Source organism: Streptomyces sp. NPDC014861, from assembly GCF_043081625.1.
GTDB lineage: Bacteria > Actinomycetota > Actinomycetes > Streptomycetales > Streptomycetaceae > Streptomyces.
In genome coordinates, this window is record NZ_JBIBWV010000029.1 from 64782 (window position 1) to 81371 (window position 16590).

General features: G+C 71.8%; 13 protein-coding genes. 4 read left to right on the forward strand and 9 right to left on the reverse strand.

The annotated features are described in order from the left end of the window. The first annotated feature begins 156 nt into the window (after nucleotides 1-156). Entirely contained in the window at nucleotides 157-2676 is a 2520-nt protein-coding gene (locus tag ACF1BN_RS34095) for an ATP-dependent Clp protease ATP-binding subunit (protein WP_392335455.1), read from the forward strand. Between the two features lie 763 nt (nucleotides 2677-3439). Then, entirely contained in the window at nucleotides 3440-4159 is a 720-nt protein-coding gene (locus ACF1BN_RS34100; protein WP_392335456.1) for a M23 family metallopeptidase, read from the forward strand. Between the two features lie 8 nt (nucleotides 4160-4167). Here ACF1BN_RS34100 and ACF1BN_RS34105 read toward each other — a convergent pair whose 3' ends face one another. After that, nucleotides 4168-4725, reverse strand: coding sequence for a TetR/AcrR family transcriptional regulator (locus ACF1BN_RS34105; RefSeq protein WP_392335457.1), 558 nt, complete (start codon nucleotides 4723-4725; stop codon nucleotides 4168-4170). A 104-nt stretch (nucleotides 4726-4829) separates the two neighbouring features. On the opposite strand from ACF1BN_RS34105, the gene ACF1BN_RS34110 reads away from it, so the two are divergent. Continuing rightward, on the forward strand, nucleotides 4830-6488 hold the full coding sequence (locus tag ACF1BN_RS34110) for an MDR family MFS transporter (RefSeq protein ID WP_392335458.1): 1659 nt from the start codon (nucleotides 4830-4832) through the stop codon (nucleotides 6486-6488). Between the two features lie 70 nt (nucleotides 6489-6558). Here ACF1BN_RS34110 and cseC read toward each other — a convergent pair whose 3' ends face one another. From cseC to ACF1BN_RS34140, 6 genes are all read right to left on the reverse strand, one after another. Next, on the reverse strand, nucleotides 6559-7875 hold the full coding sequence (gene cseC / locus ACF1BN_RS34115; protein ID WP_392335459.1) for a two-component system sensor histidine kinase CseC: 1317 nt from the start codon (nucleotides 7873-7875) through the stop codon (nucleotides 6559-6561). Between the two features lie 3 nt (nucleotides 7876-7878). Beyond that, nucleotides 7879-8586 (reverse strand): two-component system response regulator CseB, encoded by a 708-nt coding sequence (gene cseB, locus ACF1BN_RS34120; RefSeq protein ID WP_392335460.1) that lies wholly within the window; start codon nucleotides 8584-8586, stop codon nucleotides 7879-7881. A gap of 136 nt (nucleotides 8587-8722) precedes the next feature. After that, nucleotides 8723-9508, reverse strand: coding sequence for a hypothetical protein (locus ACF1BN_RS34125; protein ID WP_392335481.1), 786 nt, complete (start codon nucleotides 9506-9508; stop codon nucleotides 8723-8725). A 134-nt stretch (nucleotides 9509-9642) separates the two neighbouring features. Further along, the gene (locus ACF1BN_RS34130; protein ID WP_392335461.1) at nucleotides 9643-10239 is read right to left on the reverse strand and encodes a SigE family RNA polymerase sigma factor; all 597 of its coding nucleotides are present in this window, start codon (nucleotides 10237-10239) and stop codon (nucleotides 9643-9645) included. Nucleotides 10240-10532: 293 nt separating this feature from the next. Then, the gene (locus ACF1BN_RS34135) at nucleotides 10533-11507 is read right to left on the reverse strand and encodes an A/G-specific adenine glycosylase (protein ID WP_392335462.1); all 975 of its coding nucleotides are present in this window, start codon (nucleotides 11505-11507) and stop codon (nucleotides 10533-10535) included. Between the two features lie 33 nt (nucleotides 11508-11540). Further along, on the reverse strand, nucleotides 11541-12218 hold the full coding sequence (locus ACF1BN_RS34140; protein WP_392335463.1) for a phosphatase PAP2 family protein: 678 nt from the start codon (nucleotides 12216-12218) through the stop codon (nucleotides 11541-11543). A 215-nt stretch (nucleotides 12219-12433) separates the two neighbouring features. On the opposite strand from ACF1BN_RS34140, the gene ACF1BN_RS34145 reads away from it, so the two are divergent. Continuing rightward, a complete protein-coding gene (locus ACF1BN_RS34145; RefSeq protein WP_392335464.1) occupies nucleotides 12434-13342 on the forward strand; it encodes a hypothetical protein in 909 nt (302 codons plus the stop codon). A gap of 205 nt (nucleotides 13343-13547) precedes the next feature. Here ACF1BN_RS34145 and disA read toward each other — a convergent pair whose 3' ends face one another. Continuing rightward, entirely contained in the window at nucleotides 13548-14672 is a 1125-nt protein-coding gene (disA, locus tag ACF1BN_RS34150; protein WP_376598680.1) for a DNA integrity scanning diadenylate cyclase DisA, read from the reverse strand. A gap of 466 nt (nucleotides 14673-15138) precedes the next feature. Further along, a complete protein-coding gene (gene radA / locus ACF1BN_RS34155; RefSeq protein WP_392335465.1) occupies nucleotides 15139-16545 on the reverse strand; it encodes a DNA repair protein RadA in 1407 nt (468 codons plus the stop codon). Nucleotides 16546-16590: the final 45 nt, after the last annotated feature.

Sequence of the window (16590 nt, forward strand, 5' to 3'; positions counted from 1 at the left end):
CGGCTGTTCGGCAGTGGGCTACCCCAAGGACAAGGGGGTGATCCGGACGGATGTCGGCAGTTGGAATGAGCGGTCCCCGCTTGCGGGACTAAGCTGCGGAAGGACAGGGAGGGGATCGACCCCTAACTGACTGACCGCTCTGAGGAGCGATTAACGATGTTCGAGAGGTTCACCGACCGCGCGCGGCGGGTTGTCGTCCTGGCTCAGGAAGAAGCCCGGATGCTCAACCACAACTACATCGGCACCGAGCACATCCTTCTGGGCCTTATCCACGAGGGTGAGGGTGTCGCCGCTAAGGCCCTGGAGAGCCTCGGGATTTCGCTCGAGGCGGTCCGCCAGCAGGTGGAGGAGATCATCGGCCAGGGCCAGCAGGCCCCGTCCGGTCACATCCCCTTCACCCCTCGTGCCAAGAAGGTCCTGGAGCTCTCGCTCCGCGAGGCCCTCCAGCTCGGCCACAACTACATCGGCACCGAGCACATCCTGCTCGGCCTGATCCGCGAGGGCGAGGGCGTCGCCGCCCAGGTCCTCGTGAAGCTGGGCGCCGACCTCAACCGGGTGCGGCAGCAGGTCATCCAGCTGCTCTCCGGCTACCAGGGCAAGGAAGCCGCCACCGCGGGCGGTCCTGCCGAGGGCACCCCCTCGACGTCCCTGGTCCTCGACCAGTTCGGCCGCAACCTCACCCAGGCGGCCCGCGAGTCCAAGCTCGACCCGGTCATCGGGCGCGAGAAGGAGATCGAGCGGGTCATGCAGGTGCTGTCCCGCCGCACCAAGAACAACCCGGTCCTCATCGGCGAGCCCGGCGTCGGCAAGACCGCCGTCGTCGAGGGCCTGGCGCAGGCCATCGTCAAGGGCGAGGTGCCCGAGACCCTCAAGGACAAGCACCTCTACACCCTGGACCTCGGCGCGCTGGTCGCCGGCTCCCGCTACCGCGGTGACTTCGAGGAGCGCCTGAAGAAGGTCCTCAAGGAGATCCGCACCCGCGGCGACATCATCCTGTTCATCGACGAGCTCCACACCCTCGTGGGTGCGGGCGCCGCCGAGGGCGCGATCGACGCCGCCAGCATCCTCAAGCCGATGCTGGCCCGCGGTGAGCTCCAGACCATCGGTGCCACCACGCTCGACGAGTACCGCAAGTACCTGGAGAAGGACGCCGCGCTCGAGCGCCGCTTCCAGCCCATCCAGGTCGCCGAGCCGTCGCTGCCGCACACCATCGAGATCCTCAAGGGTCTCCGCGACCGGTACGAGGCGCACCACCGCGTCTCCATCACCGACGAGGCCCTCGTCCAGGCCGCGACGCTGGCCGACCGGTACATCTCGGACCGCTTCCTCCCGGACAAGGCGATCGACCTGATCGACGAGGCCGGCTCCCGGATGCGCATCCGCCGGATGACCGCGCCGCCGGACCTCCGCGAGTTCGACGAGAAGATCGCCGGCGTCCGCCGCGACAAGGAGTCCGCGATCGACTCGCAGGACTTCGAGAAGGCCGCCTCCCTGCGCGACAAGGAGAAGCAGCTCCTCGCCGCGAAGGCCAAGCGGGAGAAGGAGTGGAAGGCCGGCGACATGGACGTCGTCGCCGAGGTCGACGGCGAGCTGATCGCCGAGGTCCTCGCGACCGCCACCGGCATCCCGGTCTTCAAGCTGACCGAGGAGGAGTCCTCGCGTCTGCTCCGCATGGAGGACGAGCTCCACAAGCGCGTCATCGGCCAGAAGGACGCCGTCATCGGCCTCTCGCGCGCCATCCGGCGTACGCGTGCCGGCCTGAAGGACCCGAAGCGTCCCGGTGGCTCGTTCATCTTCGCCGGCCCGTCCGGTGTCGGTAAGACCGAGCTTTCCAAGGCGCTCGCCGAATTCCTCTTCGGCGACGAGGACGCGATGATCTCCCTCGACATGTCGGAGTTCAGCGAGAAGCACACGGTTTCCCGCCTCTTCGGTTCGCCGCCCGGATACGTCGGCTACGAAGAGGGCGGCCAGCTCACCGAGAAGGTGCGCCGCAAGCCGTTCTCCGTCGTCCTCTTCGACGAGGTCGAGAAGGCCCACCCCGATATCTTCAATTCCCTGCTCCAGATCCTGGAGGACGGTCGCCTGACCGACTCCCAGGGCCGGGTCGTGGACTTCAAGAACACGGTCATCATCATGACGACCAACCTCGGGACCAGGGACATCTCGAAGGGCTTCAACCTGGGCTTCGCCGCCCAGGGCGACACGAAGTCGAACTACGAGCGGATGAAGGCGAAGGTCAGCGAGGAGCTGAAGCAGCACTTCCGCCCCGAGTTCCTCAACCGTGTCGACGACGTCATCGTCTTCCCGCAGCTGACCCAGGACGACATCCTCCAGATCGTCGACCTGATGATCGGCCGCGTGGACGAGCGCCTGAAGGACCGGGACATGGGCCTCGAGCTCTCCCAGTCCGCCAAGGAGCTCCTGGCGAAGAAGGGCTACGACCCGGTCCTGGGTGCCCGCCCGCTCCGCCGGACGATCCAGCGCGAGATCGAGGACACCCTGTCCGAGAAGATCCTCTTCGGCGACCTCCGCCCCGGCCACATCGTGGTCGTGGACACGGAGGGCGAGGGCGAGGAGCGCAAGTTCACCTTCCGCGGCGAGGAGAAGGCGGCTCTGCCGGACGCTCCGCCGGTCGCGGCGGGCGAGACGGGCCCGAACCTGTCCAAGGACGCGTAAGGGCGACAGCGCCTCAAGGGGCGGCCCCGGAACCACACGGTTCCGGGGCCGCCCCTTTTCGGCGTCCGCAGAACCCGACGCGTACCGGGCCCTCGGCCCCTCAGACGGCCTCCTGGCCCCCGGATCCCTTCCCGGGCTTCCACCACCCTGGGCTTCCCCCACCCTGGGCTTCCCCTTCCGGGCTCCCCCTCCTGGGCTCCTGCCCTGGGGCCCCGGTCCCCGGTCCCCGGGCCCCTCCCTGATCCCTCCCGAGGCGCCTCCGTGGGCCCGCCGGGCGGCCCTCGGGTGGGTGGCGTGGCTGGTGGCGCGGGTGGTGCTTCGGCCGGCTTCGGGCGCCCCTGAGAGGGCTCGGGTTGCGTGACCCAGGTCCCAATGGCAGGGGCCGCGCGGTGACAAGCGGCACAGGGGGATCAAGGGGTACTAGACAGGGTCGTAGTTCTTATAACGGACAAAGCGGTACGTTCGGCCGTCAACCGCCGGGACCATGGTCCCGAGCGGGTCGAATCGGGCGCCAGGCGGCCCTTCCGGCCCTTCGTGGCCCCACCGACATGCGGTTAAACCAGGAAACTTTGGCTGTTATGTCCGATTTCGTGGGTGGTCGCCAGGGCTGTCAAGAGTCGTATTCCTGCGGAGATCGCTACGACCTCGTGTCGTAGATGGGGTGTTTTGGGATGACCTGGGTGGCGGGTTACCAAGGAACAGCCAGCCCGGCGCAACGCACCGATCGCGTCGGGTCCCGTTCTGCCCGGAGGTCTTTCCCCGTATGTCGAAGCGCGTCATGAACCCCACCGTCCGAGTCACCGCCGTCGCCCTCGCCACCGCCGGTCTGGGAGCGTCGCTGGTGGCCGGCGCCGGGTCCGCCTTCGCCGCCGAGAGCAAGGCCGCCCCGCTCGCCGGTACCGCGGCCGCCGCCATCGAGGCGCAGGCCGAGACCCAGGCCAAGGTCGCCGCCCAGGTGAAGGCCGCTCAGGCCAAGGCCGCCCAGGCGAAGGCCGTGAAGGCCGCCCAGGTGAAGGCCGCGGCCAAGAAGGCCGCCGCCAAGCCGGTCGCCGCGAAGAAGGCCAAGGCGTGGGTCAAGCCGGTCACCTCGTACACCCTCTCCGCCAGCTACAACCAGGGCGGCGCCATGTGGGCCCACAAGCACTCCGGTCAGGACTTCGCCGTCCCGGTCGGCACCCCGGTCAAGGCCGCCGGCGCCGGCACCGTCGTGAAGGCCGGCCCGAACGGCGGCGGCGACGGCCCCGCGTACGGCAACGCCATCGTCGTGAAGCACGCCAACGGCACGTACTCGCAGTACGCCCACCTGTCGAAGATCAAGGTCCACGTCGGCCAGAAGGTCGGCGCCGGCCAGAAGATCGCGCTGTCGGGCAACACCGGAAACTCCTCCGGCCCGCACCTGCACTTCGAGATCCGCACGACCCCGAACTACGGCTCCGCCGTCAACCCGGCCGCCTTCCTGCGGACCCACGGCGTGTCCATCTGATCCACCCGCTAGCCGGCCCCGTGGGCCCGGTTCAGCAGATCGAGGGCGACCTCGAGGACGGCTTCATGCTTCTCCTCGGGGTCGCCCTCGACGTTCTGCATGAAGAACGTGCCCGCGTGCAGGGTGAAGATCGCGCTCACGCAGCGGACCTGGTCCACCGTCGCGAAGTCCGGCTCCTGGATGAGGCCGGTGAGCGTGATCATGCGCTCCTTGAAGGTGAGGCCGACGCTCAGCTCGCGGACCGCCGCCTGGTTCTCCTGCATGAAGCGGAAGAGCGGTGCGGCGGCGCGCAGCGCCACCTGGTAGCGGCGCAGCACCTCCTGCCGGGTCTCCAGGGTCCGCGGCTGGGTCTGGGCCCACTCGATCAGCTCGTCCATCGGCCGCGTGAGGTCCTCGAAGATCCCGACGAGGATGTCCTCCTTGGTCTTGAAGTGGTAGTAGAGCGCGGCCTTGGTGACGTCGAGGCGTTCCGCGATCTCCCGGAGCGAGGTCTTCTCGTACCCCTGCTCGGCGAAGAGTTCGAGAGCCACGTCCTGGATGCGCTGGCGGGTGTTGCCTCGGGCCACGGCTGTTCACTCCCACTTTCCACAAAACTTACTTGACGACCGGCAAGTGACGGGCCTACCGTCCCCAGTGTAGTAACTAGCCGGGCGGCAAGTAAGGGACGGTCATGACGGACACCGCGACACCATCGAAGCAGGCGGAGGGGGGACCGGAGTCTCCGCGCAGCGTGCGCGTCGTCCTCCTCGCCCTCATGATCGCGATGCTCCTCGCGATGCTGGACAACATGATCATCGGCACCGCGATGCCGACGATCGTCGGCGAGCTGGGCGGTCTGGAGCACCTCTCCTGGGTCGTCACCGCCTACACCCTGGCCACCGCCGCCTCCACCCCCATCTGGGGCAAGCTCGGCGACATGTACGGCCGCAAGGGCGTCTTCCTCATCTCGATCGTCATCTTCCTGATCGGCTCCGCGCTCAGCGGCATGGCCCAGGACATGGGCCAGCTCATCGGCTTCCGCACGGTCCAGGGGCTCGGCGCCGGCGGACTCATGGTCGGCGTGATGGCGATCATCGGCGACCTGATCCCGCCCCGGGAGCGGGGCAAGTACCAGGGCATGATGGCCGGCGTGATGGCGCTCGCCATGATCGGCGGCCCGCTGGTCGGCGGCACCATCACCGACCACTGGGGCTGGCGCTGGTCCTTCTACATCAACCTGCCGCTGGGCGCCGTCGCCCTCGCCATGGTCACCGCCGTCCTCCACCTGCCCAGGAAGCAGCGCGCGGCCGGCACCCGGATCGACTTCCTCGGCGCCGCGCTGCTGACCGTCGGCATCACCGCGATCGTCCTCGTCACCACCTGGGGCGGGACCGAGTACGCCTGGGGCTCGGCCACCGTCGTCGGCCTCGCGGTCGGCGGAGCCGCCGCCCTCGCCGCCTTCCTGTACGTGGAGACCCGCGCGAGCGACCCGATCATGCCGCTGCACATCTTCCGCAGCCGCAACTTCACGCTCATGTCGCTGATCGGCTTCATCACCGGATTCGTCATGTTCGGCGCGGTCCTCTACCTGCCGATCTTCCAGCAGTCCGTGCAGGGCGCCTCGGCCACCAACTCCGGCCTGCTGCTCCTTCCGATGCTGCTGTCGATGATGGTCGTCTCGCTCGTCGTCGGCCGCTTCACCACCAGCACCGGCAAGTACAAGGTCTTCCCCATCGCGGGTGGCGCCCTGATGATCGCCGGCCTGTTCCTGCTCTCCACGATGGACACCGGCACGACCCGTCTGGTCTCCGGCGTCTACATGGCCCTGCTCGGCGCCGGCATGGGCTTCCTCATGCAGATCACCATGCTCGTCGCACAGAACAGCGTCGACATGAAGGACATGGGGGTGGCCTCCAGCTCCACCACCCTCTTCCGCACCCTCGGCTCCTCCTTCGGCGTCGCCATCATGGGTGCCCTCTTCACCAGCCGCGTCCAGGACGAGATGGCCGCGAACGGCGGCTCCGCCCTCACCGAGCGGACCGCCCAGCTCGACGCCGCGAGCCTCGCCAAGCTGCCGGAGGCGCTGCGCGAGGCGTACCAGCAGGCGGTCGCCGTCGGCACCCACTCCGCCTTCCTCGTCGGCTCGGCGGTCGCGGTGCTCGGCTTCGTCCTCGCCTTCTTCGTCAAGGAGGTGGCGCTCCGCGGCGCCGGCCCCGAGCCGACGGGCCGGCAGGACGAGCAGGACACCCCGGGCACCCAGGACGGGCGGAGCACCGAGAGCACCCTGGACGGCCACGGCGGGAAGCCGGCCGCGGGGAGCGGCCCGGCGAAGGTCGCCGAGACGGTCTGAGCCTCCGGCACGCGCGCGTGGTGCCCGGTTTCACCGAAACCGGGCCCCACGCGCGTACGTGCCTCCGGCGCTACTCCGGCAGCCGCAGGATCGGGAAGCTTCCCGTGTTCGTGGGCGCGTGGTCCGGCAGCCACAGCACCGCGACCGCGCCGCCGACACCCTCCGGGGCCGCCTCTGAGGCCACGTTCCGGAAGGTCAGCCGGGCGCCGAGGACCCGCGCCTGACCGGCCGCGATCGTCAGTCCCAGGCCGTGACCCTGACCCGCGCGGTCGCTCGTGCCGGTACGGAAGCGGCTCGGGCCCTCGTGGAGCAGCGCCTCGGGGAAGCCGGGGCCGTGGTCCCGTACCCGTACCACCCGGCCCTCGACGGTGACCTCCACCGGGCCCTTGCCGTGCTTGGCCGCGTTGGCCAGCAGGTTGCCGAGGATCCGCTCCAGCCGGCGCGGATCGGTCGACACCCAGGACTCGTGCACCACCCGGACCTCCGCGTCCGGGAACATCGACCGCACCCGGCGCTCGACGAACTCGCCGAGCGCGATCTCCTGGAGCTCCGCCCGCTCCGAGGCCCCGTCGAGCCTGGCCACCTCCAGCACGTCCTCGACCAGCGTCCGCATCGCCTGCGCCCGGTCCCGCACCAGCTCGGTGGGGCGGCCGGGCGGCAGCAGCTCGGCCGCCGTGAGCAGCCCGGTCACCGGGGTGCGCAGCTCGTGCGCGATGTCCGCGGTGACCCGCCGTTCGGCCTCGATCCGCTCGTGCAGGGCGTCGGTCAGCGTGTCGATCGCCCGCGCCAGGTCGTCGGTCTCGTCCCGTACGACCCCGCCGACGGCGTCCCTGACCCGCACGTCGCCGTTGCCCTGGGCCACCCGCCCGGCGGCCGCCGCGGCCTTCCGCAGCCGCCGGGAGAGCTGCCCGCCGACGAGGATGCCGAGCGCGCACCCGCCGAACACCACCGAGACCGAGCCGATGACCAGCGCCCGGTCGAGGTCCTTCATGATCGTGGCGCTGCGGTCGGCGAAGGGGATGTGCAGCGAGAGCACGTCGCCGTTGGCCAGCGGCACCGCGGCCCACACGTCCGGCGGCCCGCCGTGCCGGTGCTCCTGCACGTACGTGCCGCGCCGCTGGTCCCGCATCAGCTGGTCGAGCTGGTCCGGCAGCGCCGGGTCGTTGACCTTGGCGCCGAAGCGGGGCTCCTTCGGCTTGGAGGTCTCGTACAGGCGCTGGGCGAAGAGCAGCCGTTCCATCTGGACCTCGCGCGCGTTGTCCAGCATCGAGATGCGTGCGGCGTTGTGCACGACCACGCTGAGCGTGACCGCGATCAGCGCGCCGACCGCCGCGATGGCCAGGGCGATCTTCCAGCGGACGCCGGTGCGGAGCGGGAGCGCTCTCACCGATCAGCCCCTGAGCTTGTAGCCGAAGCCGCGGACCGTCTCGATCCGGTCCTGGCCGATCTTGGCCCGCAGCCGCTGCACGTGCACGTCGACGACGCGGGTGTCGCCGCCCCAGCCGTAGTCCCAGACCCGCTCCAGGAGCTTGTCGCGGGACAGCACCGTGTTGGGCGCGGACGAGAACTCCAGCAGCAGCCGCATCTCGGTCGGCGTCAGCGCCACCGGCTCGCCGCTTCGGCGCACCTCCATGCCCTCGGTGTCGACCTCCAGGTCCCCGTCGCCGAAGACGAGCGGCCCGTCCGCGGCCCCCTCCTCCGCGTCGCCGCCCGCCCCGTTCCCGGCCGCGTGGCCGAAACGGCGCAGCACCGCCCGGATCCGGGCCATCAGCACGGCGCCGTCGAAGGGCTTGGTCACGTAGTCGTCCGCCCCGGCCTCCAGACCGAGGACGACGTCGATCGAGTCGGCGCGTGCCGACAGCATGATCACCGGCACGGTCGACTCGTCGCGGATGCGGCGGCAGAGGCTGACCCCGTCCATGCCGGGCAGCATCACGTCGAGCAGCGCGATGTCCGGGCGGTGGGCGCGGAAGGCGTCGAGGCCGGAGAGGCCGTCGGGCATCGCGGTGACACGGAAGCCGTCCCGCTCCAGGGCGAGCTGGGTGGCCTCACGGATGACGTCGTCGTCCTCGACGAACAGGACATGGGTCTCGGCCATCGTGCGGGGGTCCTTCGATCGGTGTGCGTGTCGGGGCGGGACGGAGGCGGGGGACGGGACGGGGCGGAGACGGGACAGGGACGGCGCCGGGTGCGGCCGGGGCGCGCCCCCCGGGTGGGGCGCTCCGCCGGGGCGCTCAGCCGGCGGCCGAGGGCTCCGGCGCGGGCTGGGTCGGCTCGGTGGCGCCGTCACCCTCGCCGACGGCCCGGCTGTAGTCGTTGTGCACCCAGTCGTGCTGGGTGAACCGGTTCCCCGACCAGCGGTACGTGATCACGTCCTCGCCCGACGGGTACGCGACCGGGTCGTCCTCCGCGTACACCTGCTTCGTCACGATCAGGTCGCCTCGGTCGATGGTGCCGTACACCGCAGCGTCCTCGGCCATGAAGACGTTCTCGTAGCCGTCCGCGGTGGCCGTGTCCGCCGTGGCGGTCCCCCCGGACTGCTTGCGGTAGACGTAGGTGCCGATGCCGACCGCGTCCCCGCAGGTCATCACATTGACGACGACGTCGGGCGCGGTGCCGTTGGTGAGGTTGCCGTACGAGGTGTCCACCGGGTACGCGTCGGCCACGCACGGCTTCAGGTCGTCCTTCACCCGGGCGCCGATCTTCGGGTCGGCCTTGAGCAGGGCGATCGGGTCCACCCGCTCCTCCGCCTTCGCCGAGCCGGAGCCCGAGGCCGTGGAGGGCGGCGTGGGGGCCGCGGCGGCCGTCGCGTCGGCCCGGGCCGCGCCCTCGTCGCGCGAACCCGTCCCGCCCGTGGAGCACGCGGCCACGAACAGGCCGAGGGCGGCGAGTCCGGCCACCGCCGTGACACCCGCCGCCTTGGTACCGACCGCCCGGGGCGTCCCGCCCCGCGCACCCGAGCCCGCGCCTTCGCCTTCGTTCCCGGCCCCGTTCCGGGCTCCGTTCAGGGTTCCGTTCAGGGTTCCGTTCAGGGTTCCGGTCCGGGGTCCGCTTCCGGCACCGTCCCTGGCTCCGCTCCTGGCTCCCGAGGAGCCGGACGTGAACCCGGACCAGGCTCTGCCGTCGGTTCTTCCGTCGCCGACTTCGCCTTCGTCTAGGCCGCGCACCGCTGGTGCCCTCCCTCGTCACCTCGCACGGCCGCCGCAGCCGACCGCTGTCCTCCGGTCCGCTCCACGGGCCGCCCCAGGGCGAGGGCGTTCAGATCCCGGCTCTCCAGCTCCTGGCGGAGCCGGGCGAGAGCGCGATGGAGCGTCGACTTCACGGTACCGGTCGACATGCCCAGCGCCGCCGCCGTCTCCTCCGTGCTCATCTGCTCCCAGTGCCGCAGCACCACGACGCTGCGCTGCTTGGGAGCCAGCACCCTCAGGATGTCCATGAGCAGGGCCCGGTCGGCGTGCTGCTCGGTCAGGTCCTCCACGCTCGCGTCCGGAAGCTGCTCGGTGGGCACCTCCTCGAGACGGCGCGCCCGCCACCACTCCGTCCGCGTGTTGATCATGACCCGCCGCAGGTACGCGTCCGCCAGCGACTTGTCCGCGATCCCGTCCCAGCGGCCGTACGTACGGACCAGGGCGGTCTGCAGCAGGTCCTGCGCGTCGACCGGGTCCGGGACGAGGCGGCGAGCGCTGCGCAGCAGCGCGTCCTGCCGCGTGCGGACGTACTCCTCGAAGTCGAGCACCTCGCCCTGGCTCATCCCAGCCGCCTCCACATCCCCGTGACCTGCTTGTTCTCCGTGTCGATGACGACGCTACGGAGCGGTTGTCACGGGGGTGTGCGGGGCAGCCGTCGGTGGACGCACGGCTACCCATCGGTTGTGTAACAGCCGGGAGATCGGATCCACCGCTCGGGATCCGGGATCCAATGTCCGGGATCCAATGTCCAAGATCCAGGACCTCGGATCCAGGACCTCGGATCCCGGACGTTGGATCCCGGACATTGGATCCCGGACATTGGATCCAGGACATTGGATCCAGGATCCCGGCGGTCTCAGGTCAGCGGCAGCCTGTACAGACCGCCGTCCAGCGGCTCCACCAGCCCGTCCGAGACCAGACCGTCCAGGGCGCGGCCGCGCTGGATGGGCTCGTCCCAGACGGCGTCGAGGGCGGACTGGGGTACGGGGCCGGGGGAGTCGCGGAGGACGGCGAGGAGCCGGCCGCGGACCTGGCGGTCGGTGCCGGCGTAGGTCTGGCCGCGGCGGGGCGGGCCGTCGTGGGCGGGCTTGCCGGAGTTCAGCCAGGCGCAGCGGTCGGAGATGGGGCAGCGCCCGCAGTCCTCGTTCTTCGCCGTGCAGACGAGGGCCCCGAGTTCCATCGAGGCGGCGGCCCAGCGGGCCGCGGTGCCCTCGTCCTCGGGGAGCAGGGCGCGGGCGAGGCGTCGCTCGGCGGCGGTGGTGGCGTTCGGCGGGTACTGGACGCCGCCGGCGGCGCGGGCGAAGACCCGGCGCACGTTGGTGTCGAGGACGGCGTGCCGCTGCCCGTAAGCGAAGGAGGCGACGGCCGCCGCGGTGTACTCGCCGATGCCGGGGAGGGCGAGGAGCTGTCCGTGGTCGCTCGGTACGTCGCCCCGGTGCCGGTCCCTTATCGCCACGGCCGCCGCGTGCAGCCGCAGGGCCCGGCGCGGGTAGCCGAGCCGGCCCCAGGCGCGGACGGCCTCACCGGGCGGCTCGGCGGCGAGGTCGGCCGGGCGCGGCCAGCGCGCCAGCCACTGCTCGTACACGGGGAGCACCCGGACGACGGGGGTCTGCTGGAGCATGAACTCGCTGACCATGACGCCCCAGGCACCTGCCTCGGGGCGGCGCCAGGGCAGGTCGCGGGCGTGCCGGTCGAACCAGGCGAGGACCGGCCCGTGCAGTTCCGCCGGTGCGACGGCGGTCGGATCCGCATCGGCGGGGACGGACGCCGTACCGGCGGGGACGGACCGGGAGGGGACGGGCAGGGAGGCGGGGGCATCGATGGAAGTCATGGCACCCCCGATCCTGGCACGTCCGGGGAGCGATCAGCGCGCGCCGTGGCGTGCCCGCGAACGGCGCTCGGGGCGCGCGGAGGCGTGCGCCGGGGTCGCGGGCCCCCGCCCCGCGCACCACACGACCGCCGCGCTCCTGCTGGAGCGGGCCGTTTCGACCAGTGCCGTCATCGGCCGGCGGGCGGCGTACATGAAGAGGAAGGCGACGAGGCCGCCGAGAAGCAGGCCCGCGGTGACGTCGTGCGGGTAGTGGACGCCGACGAAGACACGGGAGAAGGCCATGAGGATCGCCATGGGCACGGTCAGCCAGACGATCCCGCGCCAGGAGAGGGCGAGCGCGATGGCGGCGGCGCCGGCGATGGCGGAGTGGTTGCTGGGGAAGGACCAGTCGCCGTAGGCGGGGCAGTCGATGAGCGCGGCGGGTGCCCCGGCGACGGCTCGGCACGGGCGTTCCTCGTCGATCAGCGACTTCAGGCCCTCGCTCACCACGTACCCGAAGGCGGTGGCGAGCGGGGCGAGGAGCGCGAGCGTCATCGCCTGGCTCGATCCGGTCCGCGAGCGCCACCACCCGGCCAGGAACAGTGCGCCGAAGAGCAGCAGTCCGAGCTCGGTCCAGACCTCGGCGAGCCACTGGAACCAATGCGGTGTGGAGTGCGCGAAGTCGAGGACGTCGAGGTAGAGACGGTCGGAGAGGTCGAGGAGGTTGTCCATGGTGCATGACGCTAACCGGAATTTTGGGTGTCGTGCCCCGGGCCAAGGAACGATCCGACCCCTGACGAAAGTGGGGGATGGGGAGAGGGAGGGGGGTTTTCCGGCCATCGCGGCGAGAGTTCCCGTTGCCGGAGGATGTGATCATCGGCAAAACTTGGCCTCTAGGGCGGCGGGTGGGGCGGGAGTTGGGCCGGATCTCTCGTAAGGTTCGGGGCGTGGGATCTTTGCGCAATCCGGTCGGGCCGCTTCCCTCCAGCATCTACTGGCGACGGAGGGCGATCGCGCTGTGTCTGATCGCACTTCTCGCCGTGCTGACCGTATGGGCCGTCACCTCCGGTGACGGTGGCGGGAAGAAGGCGAACGACGCCGCCAACGGTTCCGCCCCCGCGCCCTCCATCACTCCGGGACCTGGCGGGACCGGACCGGCCATCAGCCAACAGCCCGGCGGACGCGACGAGTCGGGAGACTCCGGCGACGCGGGCGAGTCCGGCTCGGGCGGCGGATCCGGCTCTGGTTCCGGTTCTGGTTCCGGCCCGGGCTCCGGTTCCGGATCGGGCGGGGGATCGGACACCGGTTCCGGTACGGACGCGGGAGCGGGCTCCGGCGACGGCTCCGATACGGCCGGTTCCGATACGCCGGGCAAGAACGGCGACACCGACGGCGCGGGCGGGGACAGCGGCGCCGGCACCGGCGCGGGCCAGCAGCTCCCGGCCGGCTCCCAGCTCCCGAACTGCCCCTCCAGCGCGCTGGAGTTGACGCTGCGCAGCGTCAAGCTCACGTACGAGCCCGGCGAGAAGCCCCGCTTCCACCTGGCTGCCAAGAACACCTCGGACACCGACTGCAAGGCCGACCTCGGCCCCCGTACCGCGGTGCTGAAGATCAGCGACGCGCAGAACGACCGGCTGTGGGCCTCCGACGACTGCCCGAGCCCCGGCGACCCGGTACTGCTGAAGGTCCCCGCGCGCGCCACGATCACCCACACCGTGGAGTGGGACCTGCGCCGCAGCGCCCCGCGCTGCGCCACCGCCCCCGCGGGCGAGGCCGGTCCGGGCAACTACCTGGTCGAGGCGACCGTGCCCGGCGAGAAGGCCGTCGCGGCACCGTTCGCCCTCGCCAAGGACTGACGGCCCCCAGGGCCGGGTCTCGGGGCCTCGGGGCGCCCCGCCCCGGCCCTGCCGACTCGGGGGCGCGCTGCCGGTTCTGGAGGCTCTGCCCCGGCGCTGCCGGCTCGGGGTGCACTGCCTCGGCGCTGCCGGTTCAGGAGGCGCTGCCTCGACCTGACCGGCTCGGGCGCGCTGCCTCGGCCGCACCGGGGATGCCGTTACCGGCTCAGACGTACCGCTCCAGGATCGAGGACTCCGCCAGTCGCGACAGCCCCTCGCGGACGCTGCGCGCCCTCGCCTCGCCGACGCCGTCCACGGTCTGGAGGTCGTCGACACTCGCCGCGAGCAGCTTCTGCAGCCCGCCGAAGTGCTCCACCAGACGCTCGATGATCGCGCCGGGCAGTCGCGGCACCTTGGCGAGGAGCCGGTAGCCGCGCGGCGAGACCGCCGAGTCGAGGGTCTCGGGGGAGCCGCTGTAGCCGAGGGCCCGTGCGACGACGGGCAGTTCCAGGAGCTCGGTGTGGGTGAGCGCGTCCAGCTCGGTCAGCGCCTCCGCGACCGTGCGGGAACGCTTCGCCGTCGGCTCCGGCACGTAGTCCCGGATCACCAGCTCGCGCTCCGGCTCCACGCCCGCGATCAGCTCGTCGAGCTGGAGCGAGAGCAGCCGGCCGTCGGTGCCGAGCTCGACCACGTACTCCGCGATCTCGGTGGCGATCCGGCGGACCATCTCCAGGCGCTGGGCGACCGCCGTGACGTCCCGGACGGTCACCAGGTCCTCGATCTCCAGGGCCGAGAGCGTGCCGGCCACCTCGTCGAGGCGGAGCTTGTACCGCTCCAGGGTCGCGAGCGCCTGGTTGGCCCGGGACAGGATCGCCGCCGACTCCTCCAGGACCCGTCGCTCGCCGTTCACGTACAGCGCGATCAGCCGCATCGACTGCGAGACGGAGACGACGGGGAAGTTGCACTGCTTGGAGACGCGGTCCGCGGTGCGGTGGCGGGTGCCGGTCTCCTCGGTCGGGATGGAGGCGTCCGGGACCAGCTGCACACCGGCCCGGTGGATCTTGGTGATGTCCTTGTCGAGGACGATCGCCCCGTCGAGCTTGCACAGCTCGCGCAGACGGGTCGCGGCGAACTCGACGTCGATCACGAAGCCGCCGGTGCACATCGAGTCGACCGTCTTGTCCATGCCGAGGACGATCAGGCCACCGGTGTTCCCGCGGAGGATCCGCTCCAGGCCGTCGCGCAGGGCGGTGCCGGGCGCGACGGCGCTCAGGGCCGCGCGCATGAGCGCTTCGTTGCCGGAGCCCGCGCCGGACTTTCCGGGAGCTGCTGCCCCGTCCTTGGCTGCCACTGCACTCCTCCGGCTCGTACGGATGGGCGAGACCAGGGCAAAGTCTAGCGACACCACCCCGCCGCCCTGGGCCGCACGCCGGTCCGGGGCGCTCCGGACGGGCGCCCGCCGGGGCGGCCCGGTCGCGATCCGCCCTACCCGTTCGGCCGCGCGCCTACCCCTCCGCGCCCCGCCGGACCACCCCGACAGGGCATCGGGCCCGGCCCGCGTCGCCCGGCCCGGGCAGGTCGAGCAGACCGTCGAGCGGGCCTCCGGCCAGACCGCCGGGCAGACCGTCGAGCGGCCCTCCGGCCAGACCGCCGGGCAGCTCCCGGGCAGTGGTCGAGCGGCGTCGGGCAGGCGGCCGGGCAGGGTGCGGCAGGTCCGGTCCCCGACGTCGGCCCTCCGCGGCTCCCGTCGCCCGGCTCTCCACCCGCCCGTAGCCCGGCTCTCCGCTTCCCCGCCGTCGGCCGTCCGCCGCCCTCCGTCAGCCCGCCGTCTCCTCCGTCTTCCGGGCCGCGCGCCGGCTCTGCGGCAGCACCCGCAGCGCGTCCCCCATGTCCGCGACCTCCGTCACCTTCATGCCCGGCGGCACCTTCCCCGGGTCCCCGGGGACGAGGGCGTGGGTGAAGCCCAGCCGGTGCGCCTCCGCGAGGCGGCGCTGTACGCCGGTGACCCGCCGCACCTCGCCCGCGAGGCCGACCTCGCCGATCGCCACGAGGTTCTTCGGCAGCGGGGTGTCGCTCGCGGCGGAGGCCAGCGCCAGCGCGATGGCCAGGTCGGCGGCCGGCTCGGAGAGCTTCACGCCGCCCACGGTGGCGCTGTAGATGTCCCGCTTGCCCAGGGCCGTGATCCGGCCCCGCTGCTCCAGGACGGCCAGCATCATCGAGACCCGGGAGGTCTCCAGACCGGAGGTGGTCCGGCGCGGGGACGGGATCTGGGAGTCCACGGTCAGCGCCTGCACCTCGGCGACCAGCGGCCTGCGGCCCTCCAGGGTGACCGTCAGGCACGTGCCGGGCACGGCCACGTCACGACGGGTCAGGAACAGTCCCGAGGGGTCGGCGAGCCCGGTGATCCCCTCGTCGTGCAGCTCGAAGCAGCCCACCTCGTCCGTCGCCCCGTACCGGTTCTTCACGCCCCGGACCAGACGCAGGCGCGCGTGCCGGTCGCCCTCGAAGTGCAGCACGACGTCGACCAGATGCTCCAGGAGCCGGGGACCGGCGATCGCCCCGTCCTTCGTCACGTGGCCGACGAGGAGCGTCGACATCCCGCGCTCCTTGGAGGCCCGGATCAGCGCGCCCGCGACCTCGCGGACCTGCGCCATGCCGCCGGGGGCGCCGTCGATCTCCGGCGAGGCGACCGTCTGCACCGAGTCCATGATCAGCAGGGACGGCTTCACCTCGTCCAGGTGGCCGAGGACCGCCGACAGGTCGGTCTCGGCGGCCAGGTACAGATGGTCGCTGAGCGCGTTGATCCGGTCCGCGCGGAGCCGGACCTGACTGGCGGACTCCTCGCCCGTCACGTACAGCGTGCGGTGCGCGTCGCTCGCCGCCTTCGCCGCCACGTCCAGCAGCAGCGTCGACTTGCCGACGCCGGGCTCGCCCGCGAGCAGCACCACCGCGCCGGGCACCAGGCCGCCGCCGAGGACCCGGTCCAGCTCGTCGACACCGGTCGAGCGGGCGGTCGCCTGCCGGACGTCGACCTGGCCGATGGGGAGCGCGGCCGTGGAGACCCGGCCGGCGGCGGTGGTCCGGACGGCGGGCGCGCCGTACTCCTCGACCGTCCCCCACGCCTGGCACTCGGGGCAGCGGCCGAGCCATTTGGCCGTCTGCCAGCCGCACTCGGTGCAGCGGTAGGACGGACGGTCCTTGGCGGATTTCGTACGGGCAGCCATGCCCCACACCGTAGCCGCCGCCACCGACAGCGGACCGCCGACCGC